The sequence below is a fragment of the Halovivax asiaticus JCM 14624 genome (genome assembly GCF_000337515.1).
GTDB classification, from domain to species: domain Archaea; phylum Halobacteriota; class Halobacteria; order Halobacteriales; family Natrialbaceae; genus Halovivax; species Halovivax asiaticus.
Genome location: NZ_AOIQ01000009.1, coordinates 56,636 through 74,540, shown reverse-complemented (window position 1 = coordinate 74,540; position 17,905 = coordinate 56,636). Strand labels below are relative to the sequence as shown.

Genomic DNA, 17,905 nt, shown 5'->3' with positions numbered 1-17,905 from the left:
AGCCACGGGTATCGAACGTAGATTCGTTGTCGGTGCCCGCTGCCTCCAATCACTTCGATGGTCGGTTCCCCCTTCAAGGCAACCGACCGTCCAGCGCGATTGCGGATACTCAACCGGGATTGAACTGGATTTAATTCGGTTAAATCGGCCCCCTCGCCGGGGAGAACGGTCGATTACTGCGATCGGTGCCGAACGGAGGCGGACCGGTCAGTCGTCGGTCGTCGTCAGTTCGTCGGCGACGATCGCGGCGTCCAGCAGCTGCGGATCGACGGCCAGATCGAGCTGACCGCTGACGAACTCGGGAAGCGAATCGCGTGTGTAGCTGACGATCCGAATCTCGTCGGTCAGGTCGCGAACGATGGGAACGGCGGTCGCGTCGGCGGCGTCCGTGAGGACGAACAGCGACGCCTCGTGCACGCCGGCCGACTCGAGCGCCGGTCGGGTCGCGACGTCGCTGATTCGTCGGACCGACTGCCCTTCGGCTTCCAGTGCGGTGGCAATGTCGTCCTCGTCGGGGCCGGAAACGATTGCGACCGGCGCCTCGCGGTCGGCGCTCATTCGTACTCGATCGTCGCCGGTGGTTTGTGCGTGACGTCGTAGACGACGCGGGCGACGTTCTCGTTCGCGCCGGTGATTCGTGACTGGATGCGCTGGAGGGTCTCCCAGTCGATCTCCTGGGCGCGGGCGGTCATGCCATCGCGAGACTCGACCGACCGAACCGAGACGACCCAGCCGTGGACGCGGTTGTCTCCCTTCACGCCGGTCGCCTTGCCGATGACGGCGGCGAGGGCCTGCCAGGGGTCGTACTCCTCGAGTTCGTCCTCGACGACGTGACAGGCTTCGCGGGCCACGTCGAGTTTCTCTTCGGTGACCTCGCCGATCACCCGGACGGCGAGTCCGGGTCCGGGGAACGGCATCCGCTCGGCGACGAGTTCGTCGAGATCGAGGTGGCGGGCCACCTCGCGAACCTCGTCCTTGTAGAGGTCGCGCACCGGTTCGACGATGCCGTCGAAGTCGACGACGTCCGGGAGGCCGCCGACGTTGTGGTGGGACTTGATCCCGCCCTCGCTCTCGATGCGGTCGGGGTAGATCGTCCCCTGGACGAGGTAGTCCGCGTCGGCCGATTTCGCCTCGCGCTCGAACTCGCGGATGAACTGTTCGCCGATCACGGCTCGCTTTGCCTCGGGATCGGTGACGCCGGACAGTTTCGAGAGGAAGCGGTCTTTGGCGTCGACGATCCGGAGGCTCTCCATGTAGTCGAAGGTCTCGCGGATCTGGTCGGTCTCGCCCTTGCGCATCAGGCCGGTGTCGACGTAAACGGGCGTAAGTTGCGCGCCCACGGCCTCGTAGGCGAGCGCCGCGGCGACCGAGGAGTCGACGCCGCCAGAGAGGGCGATGACGGCGTTCTCATCGCCGATCTCGTCGCCGATCTCGTCGATCGCCTCCGGAACGAAGGAGTCGACGTCGACCATCAGGCGGTCACCTCCGTGTCGGGAGTATCGGTACGGTCGTCGGTATCGTCGCCCGCCGATCCGGTCTCCCGGCTGTCGACGTCGGTCTCCTCGAGGATGGCCTCGACGAGGCCGACGAACGGCGGGCTCGGGTCGTCCGGTCGCGAACTGTACTCGGGGTGGAACTGCGTCCCGAAGAAGAACGGGTGATCGTCGAGTTCGAGGATCTCCATCCGGTTGCCGGCGGTGCCCGAGAAGATCATGGGTTCGTCGGCGAAGTCTTCGAAGTACTCGGGGTTGACCTCGTAGCGGTGGCGGTGGCGTTCGGAGCAGGAAGTGTCGCCGTAGAGGTCGTAGGCGAGGGTTTCGGGTTCGATAACCGTCGTGTGCTCGCCCAGGCGCATCGTGCCGCCCATGTTCTCGACTTCGTACTGCTCGGGCAGGATGTCGATGACCGGGTGCGGGGTCTCCTCGTTCATCTCGGCGGAGTGAGCGTCCTCGTAGCCTAGGACGTTGCGCGCGTACTCGACGACGGCCATCTGGAAGCCCAGACAGAGTCCGAGGAACGGGACGTCGTTCTCGCGGGCGTACCTGACGGCTTCGATCTTGCCCTCGGTGCCGCGCATGCCGAAGCCGCCGGGGACGATGACGCCGTCGGCCTGGCGCAGTCGCTCTCGGTGTTTGTCGGCCATCTCGTCGGCGTCGACCCAGTGGGTCTCGATGTCGACGCCGAGTTCGAAGCCGGCGTGTTTCAGCGACTCGTGGATCGACATGTAGGCGTCTTCGAGGTCGTACTTGCCGACGAGCGCGATGTCGATCGTGCCCGTCTTCTCGGTCGTGACGATGTCACGCCACTCGTTCGCGCGCTCGCCCTGTGGCAGGGCCTCGTCGTCGATCTCCAGGCGTTCGAGTACGTACTGGTCGAGTCCTTCCTCCTCGACGACGAGGGGGACGTGGTAGACGTCCTCGACGTCGGGGTTGGAGAAGACGGCCTCGGTGGGGATGTCACAGAACAGGGCGATCTTCTCCTTCACCGACGGCTGGAGCGCATCCTCGCTCCGGCCGACGATGATGTCGGGCTGGAGGCCGATCGAGCGGACCTCCTTGACGGAGTGCTGGGTCGGCTTGGTCTTTTGCTCGCCGTTTTTCGAGTAGGGGACGAGGGTGACGTGCGTAAAGAGGACGTTCTCCTCGGGTTCCTCGTGGGCGAACTGGCGCAGCGCCTCGAGGTAGGGCATCCCCTCGATGTCGCCGACCGTGCCGCCGACCTCGACGAGACAGACGTCGGTGCCTTCGGCAGCTTCGCGGATGCGGCGCTTGATGTCGTTCGTGATGTGGGGGATGATCTGGACCGTCTTGCCCAGGTAGTCGCCCGCGCGTTCCTTCTCGATGACGTGCTGGTAGGTCTTCCCCGTCGTGACGTTGTGGTCCGAGGTCATCTGCGTCCCGAGGAACCGCTCGTAGTTCCCCAGATCGAGGTCGACCTCGCCCCCGTCCTCCAGGACGTACACTTCCCCGTGCTGGAAGGGGTTCATCGTCCCCGCGTCGACGTTCAGATACGGGTCGATCTTCACGGCGGTGACGTCGAATCCGGCGTTCTTGAGCAGGCGGCCGGTGCTCGCGGCCGTGATACCCTTCCCAAGTCCGGACATCACGCCGCCCGTGACGAAAATGAACTTCCGGCCCAGCGTGGGATCGTACTCGGTTTCCGATTCCGTCGGCATACCGACTCTGCGCGGGTCCGGGTGAAAACGATTTCGGGACCACGTCGCGCGTGACAGGCGGTGACTCTCAACCCTGCTCGTGCGGATCGGTTGCCCGGGTCGACGCGCCCTCTCCGACGCGTCGACCCGGCGCTCCACCGGCTCGTCGAACGACAGCCCCACCGCTTCGTGCGATTCGCCGTGGCGAAGGAAACAGTCGTCCGTCAGTGCTCCACGTACCGTTCGACCCACTCCTGGCGATGCTCGAGTTCACGTTTTCCTTTCGGTGTCAACGCGTAGTAGTTCGTCCGTCGGTCTAACTGGCCCTTCTCGACGAGGTCCTCTTCGACGAGGGCGTCCAGGTTCGGGTACAGTCGGCCGTGAGTGACTGGCTGTTCGACGTAGTCGTTGATGTCGTCCAGGATGTCCTGCCCGGACGGTCGGTCCATCCCCGTAATGACGTACAGGAGGTCTCGCTGGAAGCCGGTGAGCTGATCCATGGTTCCCTCTGAGAGTGACTGTATCGGAATCTGGGGCTTTGTTATGTGACTGGTACGTCCTGATAACGGGTCCGAACCGACCACGTCGCCGGGTTTCCCGTTCTCGGCGGCCGTCGGCGTCGTTCGATGGCAAATCGGCCGTCGGTCGCGACCGACCGTCCCCGCCGGACGCGGCGCTTTTGTGGGGGCCTATCGTACCGCCTGCCATGCCCGAGCCGCCGCGTCGGTGGGAAACCCGCGACGAATCGGTAGCGTACTCCTGTCCCGGCTTCGACGTGATTACGCAGACCGTTCGCCTGCCAGACGGCACCGAAACCGACTTCGACTACCTCTCGGAGCCGCCCAGTGTGGCGATTTTGCCGTTCACTCCGGACGGCGCCGTCGTGACGACCCAGGAGTGGCGTCAGGCCGTCGAGCGGTGGGTCACCGGCGTGCCGGTCGGCGGCGTCGAATCGAGCGACGCCGATCTGTCGGCTGCCGCCCGCCGCGAACTCGCCGAGGAGACCGGGTACGAGGCCGAGACGATCGACCCGCTCTGTACCGTCGAACCGGCGAACGGCCTCGCCGACAGCCTCCTGCACCTGTTCGTCGCCCGGGGCTGTCGCCCGACTGTCGATCAGTCCCTCGACCGCGACGAGACGATCCGCGCCCGTGAGCGCCCGTACGACGACCTCAAACGGGCCGTCATCGACGGCGAGATCCGCGACGGGCGCCCGGTTCTCGCCGTTTCGTACTACGAACTGGCGGGGCCTGCGGACTGACGCCCATCCCGGGGCCGGTTTCCCGGCCGCCGGAACGCAACGTTTACCGACGCGGCCACGAAGCCCAACGCGATGGGTGAGCGCTTCGAACTCCAGACTGCGGACGCCGCCGGCCGGATCGGCGAACTCACGGTACCCCGGGCCGGGGTCACGGTCGAGACGCCGACGCTGCTGCCGGTGATCAACCCGCACCTGGACACGATCGCGCCGCGTCGGCTCGCCGACGAGTTCGGCGCCGAGGCGCTCATCACGAACGCCTACATCTTCCACGGCTCCGAGGACTATCGCGAGCGCGCGATAGACGAGGGGCTCCACGACCTGCTCGACTTCCCGGGGGCGATCATGACCGACTCCGGCTCGTTCCAGCTGGCGGAGTACGGCAAGATCGACGTCACCACCGAGGAGATCCTGCAGTTCCAGTTCGACATCGGCTCGGACATCGCGACGCCGGTCGACATCCCGACCGAGCCCGGCGTCTCCCGCGAGACGGCCGAAGCCGAACTCGAAACCACGCAGGAGCGTCTCGAACTCGCGGCCTCGATCGACACCGGCGACATGCTCGTCTCCGCCCCGGTTCAGGGGTCGACCCACTCCGACCTCCGGGAGCGGGCGGGCGCACACGCCGCCGAAACCGGCCTCGACGTCTTCCCGATCGGCGCGGTCGTCCCGTTGCTGAACGAGTACCGCTACGCCGACGTCGTCGACGCGGTCGCGGCGGCGAAACGCGGCCTCGGCCCCGCCGCGCCGGTTCACCTCTTCGGCGCCGGCCATCCGATGATGTTCGCCCTCGCCGCGGCGCTCGGCTGTGACCTGTTCGACTCGGCGGCCTACGCGATCTACGCGCGAGACGACCGCTACCTCACCGTCCGCGGCACTCGCCACCTCGACGATCTCGATCACCTGCCCTGTTCCTGTCCGATCTGCGTCGATCACGGCGCCGCGGGCCTGCGCGATCTGCCCGACGACCGCCGCGAGACGGCGCTCGCGGCGCACAACCTCCACGTCAGTTTCGCCGAGATTAGACGCATCAAGGCGGCGATCCGCGAGGGGTCGCTGCTCGAACTCGTCGACGAGCGCGCCCGCAGCCACCCGGCCATGCTCGACGGCTACCGCGCCCTGTTAGCCCACGCCGATCAGCTCGAACGCGAGGACCCGTCCTCGAAGGGCACGTTCTTCGTCACCTCCGCCGAGAGCGCTCGCCGCCCCGAGGTCGTTCGCCACCACGACCGGCTCGACCGGCTGTCGGTCCCGGACGCGCTGTTCCTGACGGAGGGACCCGATCCGCCGTCGGACGAGTACGACGACGTCTGGCGCGTCGTCCCGCCGTTCGGCCCGGTGCCGAGCGCGCTCTCGCGGACCTATCCGCTCACCGCGGAGGTGCCGACGCGACCCGATCGCGCGGCGCTCGAAGCGGCAGCGAGGGGCGTCTCTCGACTGGTCGACGCCCACCCCGAGACGTCGTTCGGCCTCGCCCACCGTGGCTGGCCGCCGGCGATCATCGAATCGCTGCCCGACGAACTGGCTCTGTTCGACGGCGAGTCGTAGTCCGCTCAACGGGGCTGTTGCACAACCCGCTGGTGGTACGCGTCGTGTGTCCGTCCGAAGTGGAAACACCGAAGAGGGAGCGCTCGATTTCTCGGAACGATGGACGAAGGGGTCGCAACGGTTCGCGAGGTCGTCGGGGCCGGCATCGAGGCCGCGCTCGAGCAACCGATGATAGCCGGTGGCGTAATCGGCGCGGTCGTACTGGTGATCGTCGGGTTCGTGGCCATCCGCCGCCTTCGGCGCTGGTGGCGCGTCCGACGCGACGTTCGCCGCTCCCGAACGAGTCACGAGCGCGCGCAGAATCGCGAGCCACCGGTGTCGGTCGGTGAGGAGTACACCGTCGGCGTCCAGGAGTTCTCCCACCACCACTCCGGCGAGCGCCACGCGGTCGCGAAGGTCGAGGGGTTCGTCGTGTTCGTTACGGACGTCCCGTCGGACGTCGATCCGGCGGACACGATTCGCATCTCGATTCTCTCGTTCAATCGCGGGAAGACCTCAGCGACGGCGAGATTTCTCGGGCGGGCCTGAACCGGCCACGTTCTGGTGTGGAACCCCGTAATTTTTGATGGTCCGGTTGGTTGGTGGCTCCATGAACCGAGGATTAGTCGTCGTCGCCAACACCGATCGGCACCGAGCACTGCTTGAAACGGCGGGCGAGTTCGCCAGCGGTTCGGATGCGGAACTCGTCTTACTCTCGACACTGACCGAAACGGAGTACGAGGACGACCGAAACGCGTTAAAGAGCTTAGAGGAGATCGAGGGGGCGACCTACGGGATCGACGCGACCGAGGAGCGACTAGAGCGGGCCGCCCAGAAGATCGTCAACGACACGATCGTCGACATGGACGTCGATTACCAGATCGCCCCCCGTGTGATCGGCGACGGTTCGCTGGCCGACGAGATCCTGCAGGTCGCCGAGGAACTCGCGTGCGATCACATCTTCATCGTTGGCCAAAAGCGCTCGCCGACGGGTAAGGCTCTCTTCGGGAACGTCGCGCAGGCCGTCATCCTCGGTTTCGACGGCCAGGTCACGGTCGACCTCGAGTAACGCTGTATCGGCCGGTCGCAACACGTCGGTAGTCGGTAGCGAACGGGTGGCTGTACGTATTCGCCGATCTGCGGCCCGGCGGGGGTCGCGGGCGGCCCGTCGGGTCTCCCCGTTTCGATACGCTCTTTCGCCTCCCGTACACAGTAGTTGTATGACCGAGTACTTCGAGATCCACGAGCGCGACGGCGCGGCACGCCTCGGCGAACTTCGCCTGGCCGAGTCGCGCGCGACGCCGGCGCTCGTGGGCGACCGCCTCACGGATGCTGGCTCCGAGTGGCGCGCCGACCGCGACCTCCCCGACGGGGACGCGTCGAAACTCACCGTCCTTCCCCACCGTGCGTTTCCGGGCGGGACGGCGGCCGAGGTTCGCGACTCGTTCGCGACTTCCCACCCCGACGTCGACTATCCGAGCGCAGCCGTAATCTCGAGCGAGTCGCCCGTCGACTACGGAGCCGACGCGTACGTCGTCTCCGACGCCCAGTCGATCCGGGGCCACGGCGCCGCGTTCGCCGCGGCCGTCGTCGCCGTCCGCGAGGCGGTCGCGACGGACGCGGCCGTGATCTGCTCCGGTGTCGCCACGCCGCGCAACGTCGCCGTGCTCGCGTACGCCGGTGTCGATGGCGTCGACGCAGCACGCGCGACCGCGGAGGGCACTCGCGGACGCTACCTGACGACCGAGGGCGACTACCTCCTCGACGAACTCGACGAATTGCCCTGTGCCTGTCCGGCCTGCCAGGGGCCGCGAGACGCGTTCACGCGTGCGGACTGTGCCAAACACAATCGGAACGCCCTCGCCGCGGAACTCGCGACCGTCCGCCAGCGCATCCGATCGGGCCGGCTGCGGGACTACATCGAGGGGCAAGCACGCCACGACCAGTGGCTCACGGCCGCGATGCGCGAACTCGACGACCAGTGGACCTACGTCGAGGAGCGCGCACCGATCCTCCGGGAGGCCGACATCGCAGCCACGACGAGCGATACGCTCCGACGCGCCGAGATCCAGCGTTACGCCGACCGGGTGACGAGCCGATACCGGAATCGGTTCAAGAATCCGCTCGTTCTCGTCCCCTGCTCGGCCAGAAAGCCATACAGCGAATCACAGAGCCACGGCCAGTTCCACGACGCCATCCAGTGGCGCGCCCATCTCGTCTCGATGACGAGTCCGATCGGCGTCGTCCCGCAGGAACTCGAGACGACCTATCCGGCCCAGCACTACGACACCGTCGTGACCGGCCGCTGGAGCGCCGAGGAGATCGACTTCGTCGCCAGCGTCCTCCGTCGCTATCTGGAACGCAACGAGTACTCGAAGATCGTCGCCCACGTCCCCGACGAGGGCTATCGCGACGTCGTCGAGCGCGTCGAGACCGAACTCGACCTCGACGATCGCGTCACCTACACCGTCCCCGAGGGCGGCCACCCGACCGACGACGAATCGCTCTCGAACCTGTCTGGCGCCCTCGACGGCGAACTCAAGTACTCGAAACGCGAGCGCGAGCACAACACCGTTCGCGCCATCGCCGACTACCTGCTCGGCGATGGGGCCGGCGACGCCCTCTTCGCGGACGTCGATCTGCGGACGACGAGCCGCTATCCTAAGATCCAGGTGCGCGACGGCGAGGAGACCCAACTCGCGACGATGGTTCCCCAGTACGGGACGCTCTCGTTCACCCTCGAGGGCGCGCGACTGTGGGCCGACAGCGACGCGCCGACCAAGCGGGTCGAGATCGACGGCTTCGTTCCGCACGGCAGCGTCCTCGCGCCGGGCATCGTCGACGCCGACGAGGAGATTCGCGTCGGCGACGAGGTGATCGTCGAGGGACCGAAGGCGTTCGCCGTCGGTCGCGCGGAGATGTTCGGCCGCGAGATGACTGAGAGCACCCGCGGCGAGGCCGTGGCGGTCCGTCACGTCGAGGAACGGTAGCAACCTCTTTTCAGTACAGCAACGCCGGATCGTTTTCCGTGAGATATAGCGTTCGCGCCGCGATGTTGACACCGTGGTCGGCCACACGTTCGAGATCGCGTATCGTCAGTAACACGCTCGAGACGTCGTCGATCGCCGCTTCGACCTCCCAGGGATCGACGGCACCCGCTTCCTGCTCGATGAGGTCGCGGACGACGCGCTCGCTGGCTCGGTGACAGCGCGAATCGATCTCGTCATCGCGTTCGGCGATCCGGTGGCACGCGTCCGCGTCGCCGGTCTCGTACGCTGCGAGCGCGTCCTCGACCAGGTCGTGCGCCGCGGCGCCGATCTCGAACAGGGTGACGTCCGCGATCGCTTCGCCGTCCGTTCCGATCGCGTAGCCGGCCAGGTTCGTCGCCAGGTCGCCGATCCGCTCGATGTCGGTGAGGATCTTGAACGAGGCGACGACGAAGCGGAGATCGCTCGCGACCGGCTGCTGCAGTGCGATCAGATCGATGCACGCCGCTTCGAGCTCGAGGTAGCGATCGTTGATCTCGGCGTCGCCCTCGATGACGCCGTTCGCGGCGGCCGTCTCGTCGTGCTCGAGCGCGTGCAAGCTCCGGTCGAGTTGTGCGAGGACGTCGTCGCCGAGCGCTGCGACGTCCGTTCGGAGCTCCTCGAGGGCGGCCTGGTATTCGTGTCGTGCCATGATCTACCCGAACTTCCCCGTGATGTACTCCTCGACGCGTTGGCTCTGTGGGTTCTCGAACACCTGTTCGGTGGCGCCGTACTCCACGAGCTCGCCGCCGGTCAGGAACACCGCCGTCTGGTCGGAGATTCGCGCGGCCTGTTGCATGTTGTGCGTGACGATGACGACGGTGTAGTCCTCGGCGAGCTCGTCGATGAGCTCCTCGATCTTCGCGGTGGCGATCGGGTCGAGCGCGGACGCGGGTTCGTCCATGAGGATGATCTCCGGGTCGACCGCGAGACAGCGAGCGATACACAGGCGCTGTTGCTGGCCGCCCGAGAGCCCAAGGGCGTTGTCGTCGAGCCGATCCGCGACCTCGTCCCAGAGGGCGGCGTCTCGGAGACATCGCTCGACCAGTTCGTCCTCCGAGTCCGTGTCGTCGCGACCGAGCAGTTTCGGAAGCAGCCCGCGTTCGATATCACCGTGTTTTCGCGGGGCGTAGGCGACGTTGTCGCGGATCGACTTCGGGAACGGATTCGGCTGCTGGAACACCATCCCGATGCGTTTGCGCAGTTCGACGAGGTCGACCTCGTCGGCGTAGATGTCCTGCCCGTCGTACGACACCGTTCCCTCGACGCGTGCGGCCCTGATCCGGTCGTTCATTCGGTTGAGACACCGGAGAAACGTCGACTTGCCACAGCCCGACGGCCCGATGAGTGCGGTCACACTCTCCCGTGGAATGTCGATCGAGATGTCTCGCAACGCGTGATCGTCGCCGTACCAGACGTTCAGATCGTCGACCGAGAGGATCGCCTCACCCTCGAACGTGTGTTCGCGCCAGGTTTCGCGCGGCCGTTCGGCGCTTTCCCCGGCGGTCGTTTCGCGGCCGTCGTCGCCGACCGGTTCGGGGGTGGTGCCTTCGACGCGCCCGGTTCTCCCGTCGCCGATAGATTCGCCGCTCTGTGCATCCGCCTCGCCCGCTGTCGCGGGTGTCGTGCGTGATTCGGTCATTGGTACAGTTTCCTCCTGAAGTATCGGCGGGTGAGGATCCCCATCGCGAAGAACGCGAGGACGACCCCGAGGAGGACGAGCGTCGTCCCCCAGCCGAAAGACTCCTCGGCATCGACGCCGGCGGTGATGATCGCGTACAGTTGGTACGGGAGGGCGCTCGCTCGCTCTAACAGCGCGGGGTTGGTGACGTGAACGAACGGCGGCTGGGACCCCAGTTCGACCGTGAAGCTAGAGAGGATCCCCGGCGAAGAAGTCGGAGACACCGGTCCGTTGAGGACGAGCAAGAGTGGCGCCGTCTCGCCGGCGATTCGGCCGACACCGAGGATGATCCCGGTGGTGACCCCCGGTATCGCGGCGGGAATCACCACGCTTCTGATCGTCTGCCACTTCGAGACGCCGAGGGCGGCGCTCGCGTCCCGGTACTCGTCGGGGACGCTCTTCATCGCCTCCCGGCTCGTGATGAGGACCAGCGGGAGCAGCATGAAGCCGAGGACGAACTGCGCCGCGAATATCGAGGGGCCGCCGCCGAATCGCGGGACCAGGAACGCGAGCCCGAACAGGCCGAAGACGATGCTCGGCGTGCTCCAGAGGCCGTTCGTCGCGACGTCCACCGCGCTGGTGAAGACGCTGTTCTCGGCGTACTCGGTGAGGTAGACGGCGGCGCCGACGGCCAGAGGGACCGCGAAGACGACCGCCCCGAGGACGATCCAGACCGTCCCGAACAGCGCCGGCATCACTCCTTTCTGAATCCCGAGCCCCTTCGACGGGTTCATCACGAACGGCCAGTCGATCGCCCCGCCGGCGACGACGCCGGTCGGTCCCCAGTCGATGGGGAGGCCGGTGACGACGACGTGGAGACACGCGACCGTGAACGCGACGAGTGCCACGGTCGTCGATCGCGAGAGCGGCGGCGTCCACGCGGGTACGTCGACCGTCTCCGAGAGTGATGCCGCGACTCTCGGGAGCGCTAGCCCGGCGGCGAGGAGGCAGCCCAGCGCTGCCATCAGCGAGACGATCGCGACGCCGCCGACGGTGAACGGGAGTCCCACGAGCACTTCGGCGAAGCCGACCAGACACAGGGCGCCCGTCCCGATCCGGAGAGCCTTGGCGACGCGCTCGCCAGCGGCCGTCGCCGGATGCCACGACGTGTCCGTCACTCGAAGCGCGGCGAGCAACGCCGCGCCGGCGAGGAGTCCGGGGAGCGAACCGACGGTCGCGGTCGGCTCGATCGTGACCGCCCCGCTGGCGAGCGTGCTGCCGGTCACGATCGCGTAGCCGAGCCAGCTTCCGACGAGCCCGAGCGCGATCGCCGCGGCCAGGTTGACGAACGCGACGATCCGATCGGTGCCGTGCGCCGTTCGTGGTCGGACCCGCCCGAACGTGATGAGGAGGACGAGTCCGGTCGAAAGGAGCAGTCCCACCGTGCCGGCGCCGACGGTGAGGTTTTCGAGAACGGCCGCGTATCCTCGTTCGAACACGAAGGCGACGAGGTAGACGAGGACGGAGAGGACGAGCACGACGACGAGCGAGATCAGCATGAACGCGCCGTTCTGCCTGCCGCGCGCGCCGAACCCCTGGTGGGCCGCGGCGCCGGCCCATCCCGAGAGCAAACTCGCGACCATCGCGAGTAACGGAATCACGACCGTCCCCGGGATGCTGGCGTCGAACGCCGCGGGCGTCCAGGCCCACGCGGGCGTGATCGTCCCCGAGAGAACGACGAGGCCGACGAAACACACGAACGCGGCCGTGGGGACCGTGATTCCCACGTCCTCGCGCGCGGCGACCGTCGCGATGCCGGCGAGCGCACCCGCCGGCACGGCGACGAGCCAGCCGATTCCTTCGAGCCCGAACGTGTTTCCGGCGATCAGCCCGACGGTGACCAGCCAGAGGCCGGCCTGAGCGAATCCGACGACGAGTCCGGTGGTGCGATCGGGCGACGTCCGTGCGCTTCCCCACCGAGAACGGACGCCCAGCGCACCGGTCGCGACGCCCAGCGCGAGTACGCCGCCGCCGATGCCGGTGGCCGTCGAGATGCCTCCGAGACGCCCATCGGCCGGAATCCAGTCGAAGAGCGCTCCGGCGCCGACGATGAAGATCACCAGTGCCCCGACCACGACGGCCGCGGCGACGCGTTCGTCGGCCGCGTCGCCTTCGTGGACGATTCCGGACGCGTGTCCGGAGCTCATGGGCTTCCCTCCAGTTTTCGGTGCATCCGTCGTTCGATCAGCTGGGAGACGATCCCCAGCCCCGTGACGATCACGAGCAGGAAGACGCCGGCGGCGAACAGCATATTCCAGAACAGCGATCCGGGCGTCGCGGACCCGTAACTGTCGGCGATCAACGTGGTGAGCGTCTCCGTGCTGTCGAACACGTTGTATGCCGTGGGTTCGGGCAGTCGGCGACTGTGCGAGATCATGACGGTTGCGGCCATCGTCTCCCCGATCGCCCGGCCGACGCCGAGCAACACCGCGGCCGAGATTCCGGAGAACGCCGTCGGGATCGAGACACCGGTCATCGTCTGCCAGTCCGTGACGCCCATCGCGATCGAACCGTCCTTCATCGAATCTGGGACGGTCGAGAGTGCGTCTTCCGCCACGGAGACGACCGTCGGCAGCGCCATGAACCCGATGACGACGCCGATGACGACCAGCGCACCGGAATTGATCGAGAGGAGGTCGCCGACGTAGGGGTTGATGACGGTAAAGCCGATGAACCCGTACACGATCGACGGGATCCCGGCCAGCAGCTCGACGGCCGGTTTGACGATCTCGCGGAGCCACGGCGGCGCAACGTCGCTGATGAACAACGCCCCGGCGACGCCGAACGGCGCGGCGATGAGGATGGCGACGACGGTCGTCAGGGCGGTCCCCCAGATCATGGGGACGAGCGAGAACTGTCCCTGGGCGACGCTCCACTCGTTCGAACCGCCTGGCCACACGAGTCCGAGGCCCGCGTGACGAAACGCCGGGAGCGCCTCCCGGACCAGGAAAACGACGATCAGTGCGAGTGTCACCAGCGTCGTCACCGTCATCGCGAGCGTCACGAGCCGGGCCGTCAGCGCCTGCCGGGTGACCCACCCGACGCCCACCGCGACGAGGAACCCGTAGAGGAGGGTCAACGTCCAGGTCGACTGCCAGAGGAAGCCGGCGAACGCGCCGGTGATCAGGAGGAGCTGTGCCGTTCCGAGGAGTAACGCGATTCGATCGGCGTCCCGCACCGTCCGGATCAGCGCGTTCGTCCGGCGCGAAACGGCCGGTATTGCTCGTGAGAGTCGTGTGTGTCTGTTACTCATTATGGATCTCGTCGTACAGCGACCCCGACTCGGCCGCCTGAAGATGGAGGGGTCGGCGAGTCAGGTGAGTACGCCTGCCGGCCAGTCATGTGCTTACGCCTGATCGGCGAGTTTCGCTCGCTCTTCCTCGCGGCGTTCCGGTGGAAGTTTGAAGTAGTTGTTCGGCTCGACGAAGTTCTGCTGTCCGAAGTCCGAGAGAATCATGTTGAGGAATGCGCTCTCGCGCTTGTCGGTCCCGTCGTAGGTGTAACAGTGGAGGTCACGGCTGAGTGGGTACTCCTTCGCGCCGAGGTTCGTGCCGTACTCGTAGAGCGTCCCGTCGAGCTCGAGGCCGATGGGCGGCGTGGCGCCGTCGGGTTCGACGAACGCGAGCGCGATGTAGGCGATGGCGTTGTCGTTTTGCTCGACGAGGGTCGCGACCTGCTGGTTCTGTCCCTTCCGGGTGTCGGGGTCGATGGGTGCGTCGGGGTCGCCGTAGAGGTTCTGCCGGAACGCCGTGTCGGTGCCCGAGTCCTCCGACCGACCGACCGCGTAGATATCCTTGTCGGGGCCGCCGAGCTCGCTCCAGTTGGTTATCTCCTTCTTGTAGATCGCCCGGAGTTCGTCCCCGGTGACCTGCGTCACGCCGGCGTCGCGAATCTCTCGACTCACGACGATCGGCTGGCCGTCGACGCCGACGACGTGATCGACGATCTTGTCCAGTTCCTCGTGGTCGGACCCGAGGATCGATTCGGCCGTCGAACTGGCGTCGCCGATGTCGGTCCGTTCGTTGATGACCGCCTCGACGCCCGTGCCGGAGTGGCTGAGCGCCACCTGCGTCGGAAACGGCGGGACGCTGCGCTCTTCGGTGGCCTCGAAGCCGTACAACCCCGCCCAGTAGTCGGCGAGATTTTCGTCCGTCTCGATACCGTACTGGCCCGGTCCCCAGTACTCCTGGTCGTCGGCCGGTGGATTCCCGTTCCATAACGAGTCCGCGTCGTTGGTAATCGGATAGACGGTCGAGGAGCCGTCGACGGTCAGGTCCGCTGGCCCCGAGTCGGAGTCGTCGCCCAGGACCTCACTCAAACAGCCCGCCAGTGCGACGGTCCCAACAGTTGCCGATGCACCCACGAAGTTACGCCGCGATACCAGCCCGTTCAGACGCTCTGAGTCGTGTGCCATCACCGAATACCGGAGCGCACGTTTGTAAAGCGGTTTATAATAGTGGTACGGTCGTCTCTGAGTACTACCGCGGACTCTGATCGATCAGTGACGTCCGGTCCGATACTGTGATCTATATATTCTCTATCGGTGCCGTCGGTTGGGGAGCCCTCGCGACGATCGATCACCGTCTCCTCGACTCGGTCTCTATCGATCCGTCCGGTCGGAACCCGACCGAGTGGAACACATTGCTCCCGCTCGATCCATACCACCATATAGGACAACTAGCACCGTTTTTCTCGGCGTCCGAAGCATATCGGGTGTCCGCCTCACCATGACGAATCTCGACCCCTCCCCGTCTGACCGCCACCTGCGCGGCGCCGTGCGACGTCCACAGCTGGTACGCTCGATTGCCCTCGAGCATCGGATCGTTCGGTACGAGTCGTCGCCGGATCGGTGTACGATCTTTCCACCGGCGTGTGAGCCCGCCGAGCAACTGACGACCTGGCTCTCGGCGGACCAGTCCGCGTTCGTCGACCTCGAGTCGGCCAGGTGAGTCGCTGTCTTCGGTACTGGCCCGGGATTCGGTTCGTCCTGTCTGCCGTTCGCTGCCGATTCTTGTTGGTGCTTTCTCGCGGCTGGTTCCTGCTGCACTTGCCTCGCTGACGGTCGATTCGGTATCTATATGAACACCTGCTCAGATGATCATTCGTATGGCCCAGCCCGACCGATTGCACCGACTCGTCGCGGACGAACTCGGTGAGTGTTGCGACGCGGACGTGACCGCCCGGCTGGAGACGCTCGAATCACTCGCTGCGGACGTTCCGGACGATCCGGCGTCCGACCTCGCGGCGCTCTCGACGCTCGGCGACGACACTCGCTACCGCCTCGTCCGGCTGCTCGTCGCTGCTGCGGACGAGCTGTGCGTCTGCGAACTGTCGCCGCTGGTCGACGTCAGCGACAGCGCGATCAGTCACGCCCTCTCGGATCTGACCGACGCGGGGCTCGTCACGCGACGGAAGGAAGGCACCTGGCGGTACTATCGCCCGACCGAGCGGGCCGACCGACTCGTCGCCGCGCTCGATGCGACGCGAGGTAACATCGATGACTGACCGGCCGGACGCCGTCCCCCTCGCGGACGTCGATGCGCCCGTTACGATCGCGTTCGTCTGCGTCCAGAACGCCGGCCGAAGCCAACTGGCGACCGCTTTCGCCGAACGCGAACGCGATCGACGCGGCCTGGACGCCGTCAAGATCGTCACCGGCGGCACGGACCCCGCCGACGCGATCCACCCGGTCGTCGCCGACGCGATGGTCGAGGTCGGACTCGACCCCGTGGACCGCGAGCCTCGGGCGATCACGCCCGACGAGTTGGCCACTTGCGACGTGGTCTGTACGATGGGCTGTTCGGTCGACGGCATCTGTCCAGCCACCTGGCGCGGTGACGCCCGAGACTGGAACCTCGCCGATCCCCACGGTGCGGACCCGGAGACCGTCAGCGGGATCCGAGACGCCGTCGACTCACGAGTTCGCGCCCTGTTCGACGAACTGGAGGCCGGTCTCGATGACTGACGAATCGACCGCTGACAGCACTGGATCGGATCAGGCTGCCCAGCACGATCGGGGACCCGACCCGGCCGTCCAGCACGACCACGGCCCGGACTGTGGCTGTCCGGACTGCGGCGACCCCCGGACCATGGATTTTCTCGATAAGTACCTCACCGCCTGGATCGTCGCCGCGATGGTGGTCGGCGTGGGACTCGGCTCCGTCGCACCCGGTGTGGTCGACCCCATTCAGGACCTCCACCTCGTCGAGATCGGGTTGATCGCGATGATGTACCCGCCGCTCGCGAATGTCGACTACGCGCGCCTCCCGCGCGTGTTCAGCCAGTGGCGAATCCTCTCGCTTTCCCTCGTGCAGAACTGGCTCATCGGGCCGACGCTGATGTTCGCCCTCGCCGTCGTCTTCTTCGGCGGCGTCGTCCCCTGGTTCCCCGCCCGCCCCGAGTACTTCCTCGGCCTGCTCTTCATCGGGATGGCGCGCTGTATCGCGATGGTACTCGTCTGGAACGACCTCGCCGACGGCTCGAGCGAGTACGCCGCCGGCCTCGTCGCGTTCAACAGCGTCTTCCAGATCCTCACCTACGGCGTCTACGTCTGGTTCTTCGCCCTCTTCCTGCCGGGTCAGCTCGGCCTCGACGCGATGGCCACCGGCATCGAGACGTTCGACATTGGTCCGTGGGACGTCTTCGGAGCGATCGCCGTCTTCCTCGGGGTTCCCTTTGCAGCAGGCATCGGCTCGCGGTACGTCGGAACCCGCGCGAAGGGCGAGCGGTGGTACGACGAGACGTTCGCGCCGTCGATCAGCCCCCTCACGCTCGTTGCACTCCTGTTCACTATCGTCGTGATGTTCGCTACGCAGGGCGATCGGATCGTCGCCCAGCCGACGGACGTCCTGTGGATCGCCGTCCCGCTGACGATCTACTTCGTCGTCATGTTCCTCGTCAGCTTCGGGATGGGCCACGCGATCGGCGCGGACTACTCGACGACGACCGCGATCGGCTTCACCGCGGCATCGAACAACTTCGAACTCGCGATCGCCGTCGCGGTCGCCATCTTCACCGTCAGTTCCGGCGTCGCCTTCGCGACCGTGGTCGGCCCGCTGATCGAGGTTCCCGTCTTACTCGCGCTCGTCCACGTCGCGATCTACTTTCAACGGCGGTTCGACTGGACCGGCCACGAGACCGGTCGGCTGGATCGTGCGCCATCGGCCGACGGCTCCCCGGCCGATACCGGCGGTGATGAGTGAGTTGCCGTCGCTATCGCTTGCCGTGGCGCACCAGACTCCCGCTCGTGGATCGAAGAC

Annotated in this window: 18 protein-coding genes; 9 read left to right on the top strand and 9 right to left on the bottom strand. The window is 66.5% G+C overall.

Annotated elements, in window-relative coordinates; translation table 11 throughout:
- Positions 1-207: 207 nt before the first annotated feature.
- The 4 genes from C479_RS05185 to C479_RS05170 form a co-directional block, all read right to left on the bottom strand.
- A complete protein-coding gene (locus C479_RS05185; RefSeq protein WP_007698908.1) occupies positions 208-558 on the bottom strand; it encodes a DUF7126 family protein in 351 nt (116 codons plus the stop codon).
- Positions 555-1,472: a glutamine-hydrolyzing GMP synthase gene (gene guaA, locus C479_RS05180; protein ID WP_007698907.1), complete on the bottom strand. Its 918-nt coding sequence runs from the start codon at positions 1,470-1,472 to the stop codon at positions 555-557. Before guaA ends, C479_RS05185 begins: the two co-directional genes overlap by 4 nt.
- Positions 1,472-3,175, bottom strand: coding sequence for a glutamine hydrolyzing CTP synthase (gene pyrG, locus C479_RS05175; RefSeq protein ID WP_007698906.1), 1,704 nt, complete (start codon positions 3,173-3,175; stop codon positions 1,472-1,474). The genes guaA and pyrG overlap by 1 nt, the downstream gene beginning before the upstream one ends.
- A 203-nt stretch (positions 3,176-3,378) precedes the next feature.
- Positions 3,379-3,654 carry a PadR family transcriptional regulator gene (locus tag C479_RS05170; RefSeq protein ID WP_007698902.1) on the bottom strand — a complete coding sequence of 92 codons (276 nt, stop codon included), beginning with the start codon at positions 3,652-3,654 and terminating at the stop codon, positions 3,379-3,381.
- Positions 3,655-3,860: 206 nt separating this feature from the next.
- Between C479_RS05170 and C479_RS05165 the strand changes: the two genes are divergently transcribed.
- The 5 genes from C479_RS05165 (at position 3,861) to arcS (ending at position 8,929) form a co-directional block, all read left to right on the top strand.
- Positions 3,861-4,415 (top strand): NUDIX hydrolase, encoded by a 555-nt coding sequence (locus C479_RS05165; RefSeq protein ID WP_007698898.1) that lies wholly within the window; start codon positions 3,861-3,863, stop codon positions 4,413-4,415.
- Positions 4,416-4,487: 72 nt separating this feature from the next.
- A complete protein-coding gene (tgtA, locus tag C479_RS05160; protein WP_007698895.1) occupies positions 4,488-5,960 on the top strand; it encodes a tRNA guanosine(15) transglycosylase TgtA in 1,473 nt (490 codons plus the stop codon).
- Positions 5,961-6,059: 99 nt separating this feature from the next.
- Positions 6,060-6,488 carry a hypothetical protein gene (locus C479_RS05155; RefSeq protein WP_007698892.1) on the top strand — a complete coding sequence of 143 codons (429 nt, stop codon included), beginning with the start codon at positions 6,060-6,062 and terminating at the stop codon, positions 6,486-6,488.
- A gap of 61 nt (positions 6,489-6,549) precedes the next feature.
- Positions 6,550-7,008 (top strand): universal stress protein, encoded by a 459-nt coding sequence (locus C479_RS05150; protein ID WP_007698889.1) that lies wholly within the window; start codon positions 6,550-6,552, stop codon positions 7,006-7,008.
- A gap of 151 nt (positions 7,009-7,159) precedes the next feature.
- Positions 7,160-8,929 carry an archaeosine synthase subunit alpha gene (gene arcS / locus C479_RS05145; protein ID WP_007698886.1) on the top strand — a complete coding sequence of 590 codons (1,770 nt, stop codon included), beginning with the start codon at positions 7,160-7,162 and terminating at the stop codon, positions 8,927-8,929.
- Between the two features lie 10 nt (positions 8,930-8,939).
- Here arcS and phoU read toward each other — a convergent pair whose 3' ends face one another.
- From phoU to C479_RS05120, 5 genes are all read right to left on the bottom strand, one after another.
- Positions 8,940-9,617: a phosphate signaling complex protein PhoU gene (gene phoU, locus C479_RS05140; RefSeq protein ID WP_007698882.1), complete on the bottom strand. Its 678-nt coding sequence runs from the start codon at positions 9,615-9,617 to the stop codon at positions 8,940-8,942.
- A gap of 3 nt (positions 9,618-9,620) precedes the next feature.
- On the bottom strand, positions 9,621-10,607 hold the full coding sequence (gene pstB / locus C479_RS05135) for a phosphate ABC transporter ATP-binding protein PstB (RefSeq protein WP_007698881.1): 987 nt from the start codon (positions 10,605-10,607) through the stop codon (positions 9,621-9,623).
- The gene (gene pstA, locus C479_RS17110) at positions 10,604-12,793 is read right to left on the bottom strand and encodes a phosphate ABC transporter permease PstA (RefSeq protein WP_007698880.1); all 2,190 of its coding nucleotides are present in this window, start codon (positions 12,791-12,793) and stop codon (positions 10,604-10,606) included. The genes pstB and pstA overlap by 4 nt, the downstream gene beginning before the upstream one ends.
- Positions 12,790-13,899 carry a phosphate ABC transporter permease subunit PstC gene (gene pstC / locus C479_RS05125; protein ID WP_007698879.1) on the bottom strand — a complete coding sequence of 370 codons (1,110 nt, stop codon included), beginning with the start codon at positions 13,897-13,899 and terminating at the stop codon, positions 12,790-12,792. Before pstC ends, pstA begins: the two co-directional genes overlap by 4 nt.
- A 93-nt stretch (positions 13,900-13,992) precedes the next feature.
- Positions 13,993-15,060: a PstS family phosphate ABC transporter substrate-binding protein gene (locus C479_RS05120; protein WP_007698878.1), complete on the bottom strand. Its 1,068-nt coding sequence runs from the start codon at positions 15,058-15,060 to the stop codon at positions 13,993-13,995.
- A 313-nt stretch (positions 15,061-15,373) separates the two neighbouring features.
- On the opposite strand from C479_RS05120, the gene C479_RS16360 reads away from it, so the two are divergent.
- From C479_RS16360 to arsB, 4 genes are all read left to right on the top strand, one after another.
- Positions 15,374-15,595: a DUF7511 domain-containing protein gene (locus C479_RS16360; protein ID WP_007698877.1), complete on the top strand. Its 222-nt coding sequence runs from the start codon at positions 15,374-15,376 to the stop codon at positions 15,593-15,595.
- A 157-nt stretch (positions 15,596-15,752) separates the two neighbouring features.
- Positions 15,753-16,151: an ArsR/SmtB family transcription factor gene (locus C479_RS05110; protein WP_049907105.1), complete on the top strand. Its 399-nt coding sequence runs from the start codon at positions 15,753-15,755 to the stop codon at positions 16,149-16,151.
- Complete coding sequence (locus C479_RS05105; RefSeq protein ID WP_007698874.1) at positions 16,144-16,611, top strand: arsenate-mycothiol transferase ArsC; 468 nt, start codon at positions 16,144-16,146, stop codon at positions 16,609-16,611. Before C479_RS05110 ends, C479_RS05105 begins: the two co-directional genes overlap by 8 nt.
- Entirely contained in the window at positions 16,604-17,848 is a 1,245-nt protein-coding gene (gene arsB / locus C479_RS05100) for an ACR3 family arsenite efflux transporter (RefSeq protein WP_007698872.1), read from the top strand. Before C479_RS05105 ends, arsB begins: the two co-directional genes overlap by 8 nt.
- Positions 17,849-17,905 lie beyond the last annotated feature (57 nt).

Coding starts and splice junctions, on each gene's coding strand:
- arcS (WP_007698886.1), top strand. CDS start 7,160: ATGACCGAGTACTTCGAGATCCACGAGCGCGACGGCGCGGCACGCCTC.
- C479_RS05185 (WP_007698908.1), bottom strand. CDS start 558: ATGAGCGCCGACCGCGAGGCGCCGGTCGCAATCGTTTCCGGCCCCGAC.
- C479_RS05170 (WP_007698902.1), bottom strand. CDS start 3,654: ATGGATCAGCTCACCGGCTTCCAGCGAGACCTCCTGTACGTCATTACG.
- C479_RS05155 (WP_007698892.1), top strand. CDS start 6,060: ATGGACGAAGGGGTCGCAACGGTTCGCGAGGTCGTCGGGGCCGGCATC.
- arsB (WP_007698872.1), top strand. CDS start 16,604: ATGACTGACGAATCGACCGCTGACAGCACTGGATCGGATCAGGCTGCC.
- C479_RS05110 (WP_049907105.1), top strand. CDS start 15,753: ATGGCCCAGCCCGACCGATTGCACCGACTCGTCGCGGACGAACTCGGT.
- C479_RS05105 (WP_007698874.1), top strand. CDS start 16,144: ATGACTGACCGGCCGGACGCCGTCCCCCTCGCGGACGTCGATGCGCCC.
- C479_RS05165 (WP_007698898.1), top strand. CDS start 3,861: ATGCCCGAGCCGCCGCGTCGGTGGGAAACCCGCGACGAATCGGTAGCG.
- pyrG (WP_007698906.1), bottom strand. CDS start 3,175: ATGCCGACGGAATCGGAAACCGAGTACGATCCCACGCTGGGCCGGAAG.
- pstC (WP_007698879.1), bottom strand. CDS start 13,899: ATGAGTAACAGACACACACGACTCTCACGAGCAATACCGGCCGTTTCG.
- C479_RS05150 (WP_007698889.1), top strand. CDS start 6,550: ATGAACCGAGGATTAGTCGTCGTCGCCAACACCGATCGGCACCGAGCA.
- pstB (WP_007698881.1), bottom strand. CDS start 10,607: ATGACCGAATCACGCACGACACCCGCGACAGCGGGCGAGGCGGATGCA.
- C479_RS05120 (WP_007698878.1), bottom strand. CDS start 15,060: ATGGCACACGACTCAGAGCGTCTGAACGGGCTGGTATCGCGGCGTAAC.
- phoU (WP_007698882.1), bottom strand. CDS start 9,617: ATGGCACGACACGAATACCAGGCCGCCCTCGAGGAGCTCCGAACGGAC.
- C479_RS16360 (WP_007698877.1), top strand. CDS start 15,374: ATGACGAATCTCGACCCCTCCCCGTCTGACCGCCACCTGCGCGGCGCC.
- guaA (WP_007698907.1), bottom strand. CDS start 1,472: ATGGTCGACGTCGACTCCTTCGTTCCGGAGGCGATCGACGAGATCGGC.
- tgtA (WP_007698895.1), top strand. CDS start 4,488: ATGGGTGAGCGCTTCGAACTCCAGACTGCGGACGCCGCCGGCCGGATC.
- pstA (WP_007698880.1), bottom strand. CDS start 12,793: ATGAGCTCCGGACACGCGTCCGGAATCGTCCACGAAGGCGACGCGGCC.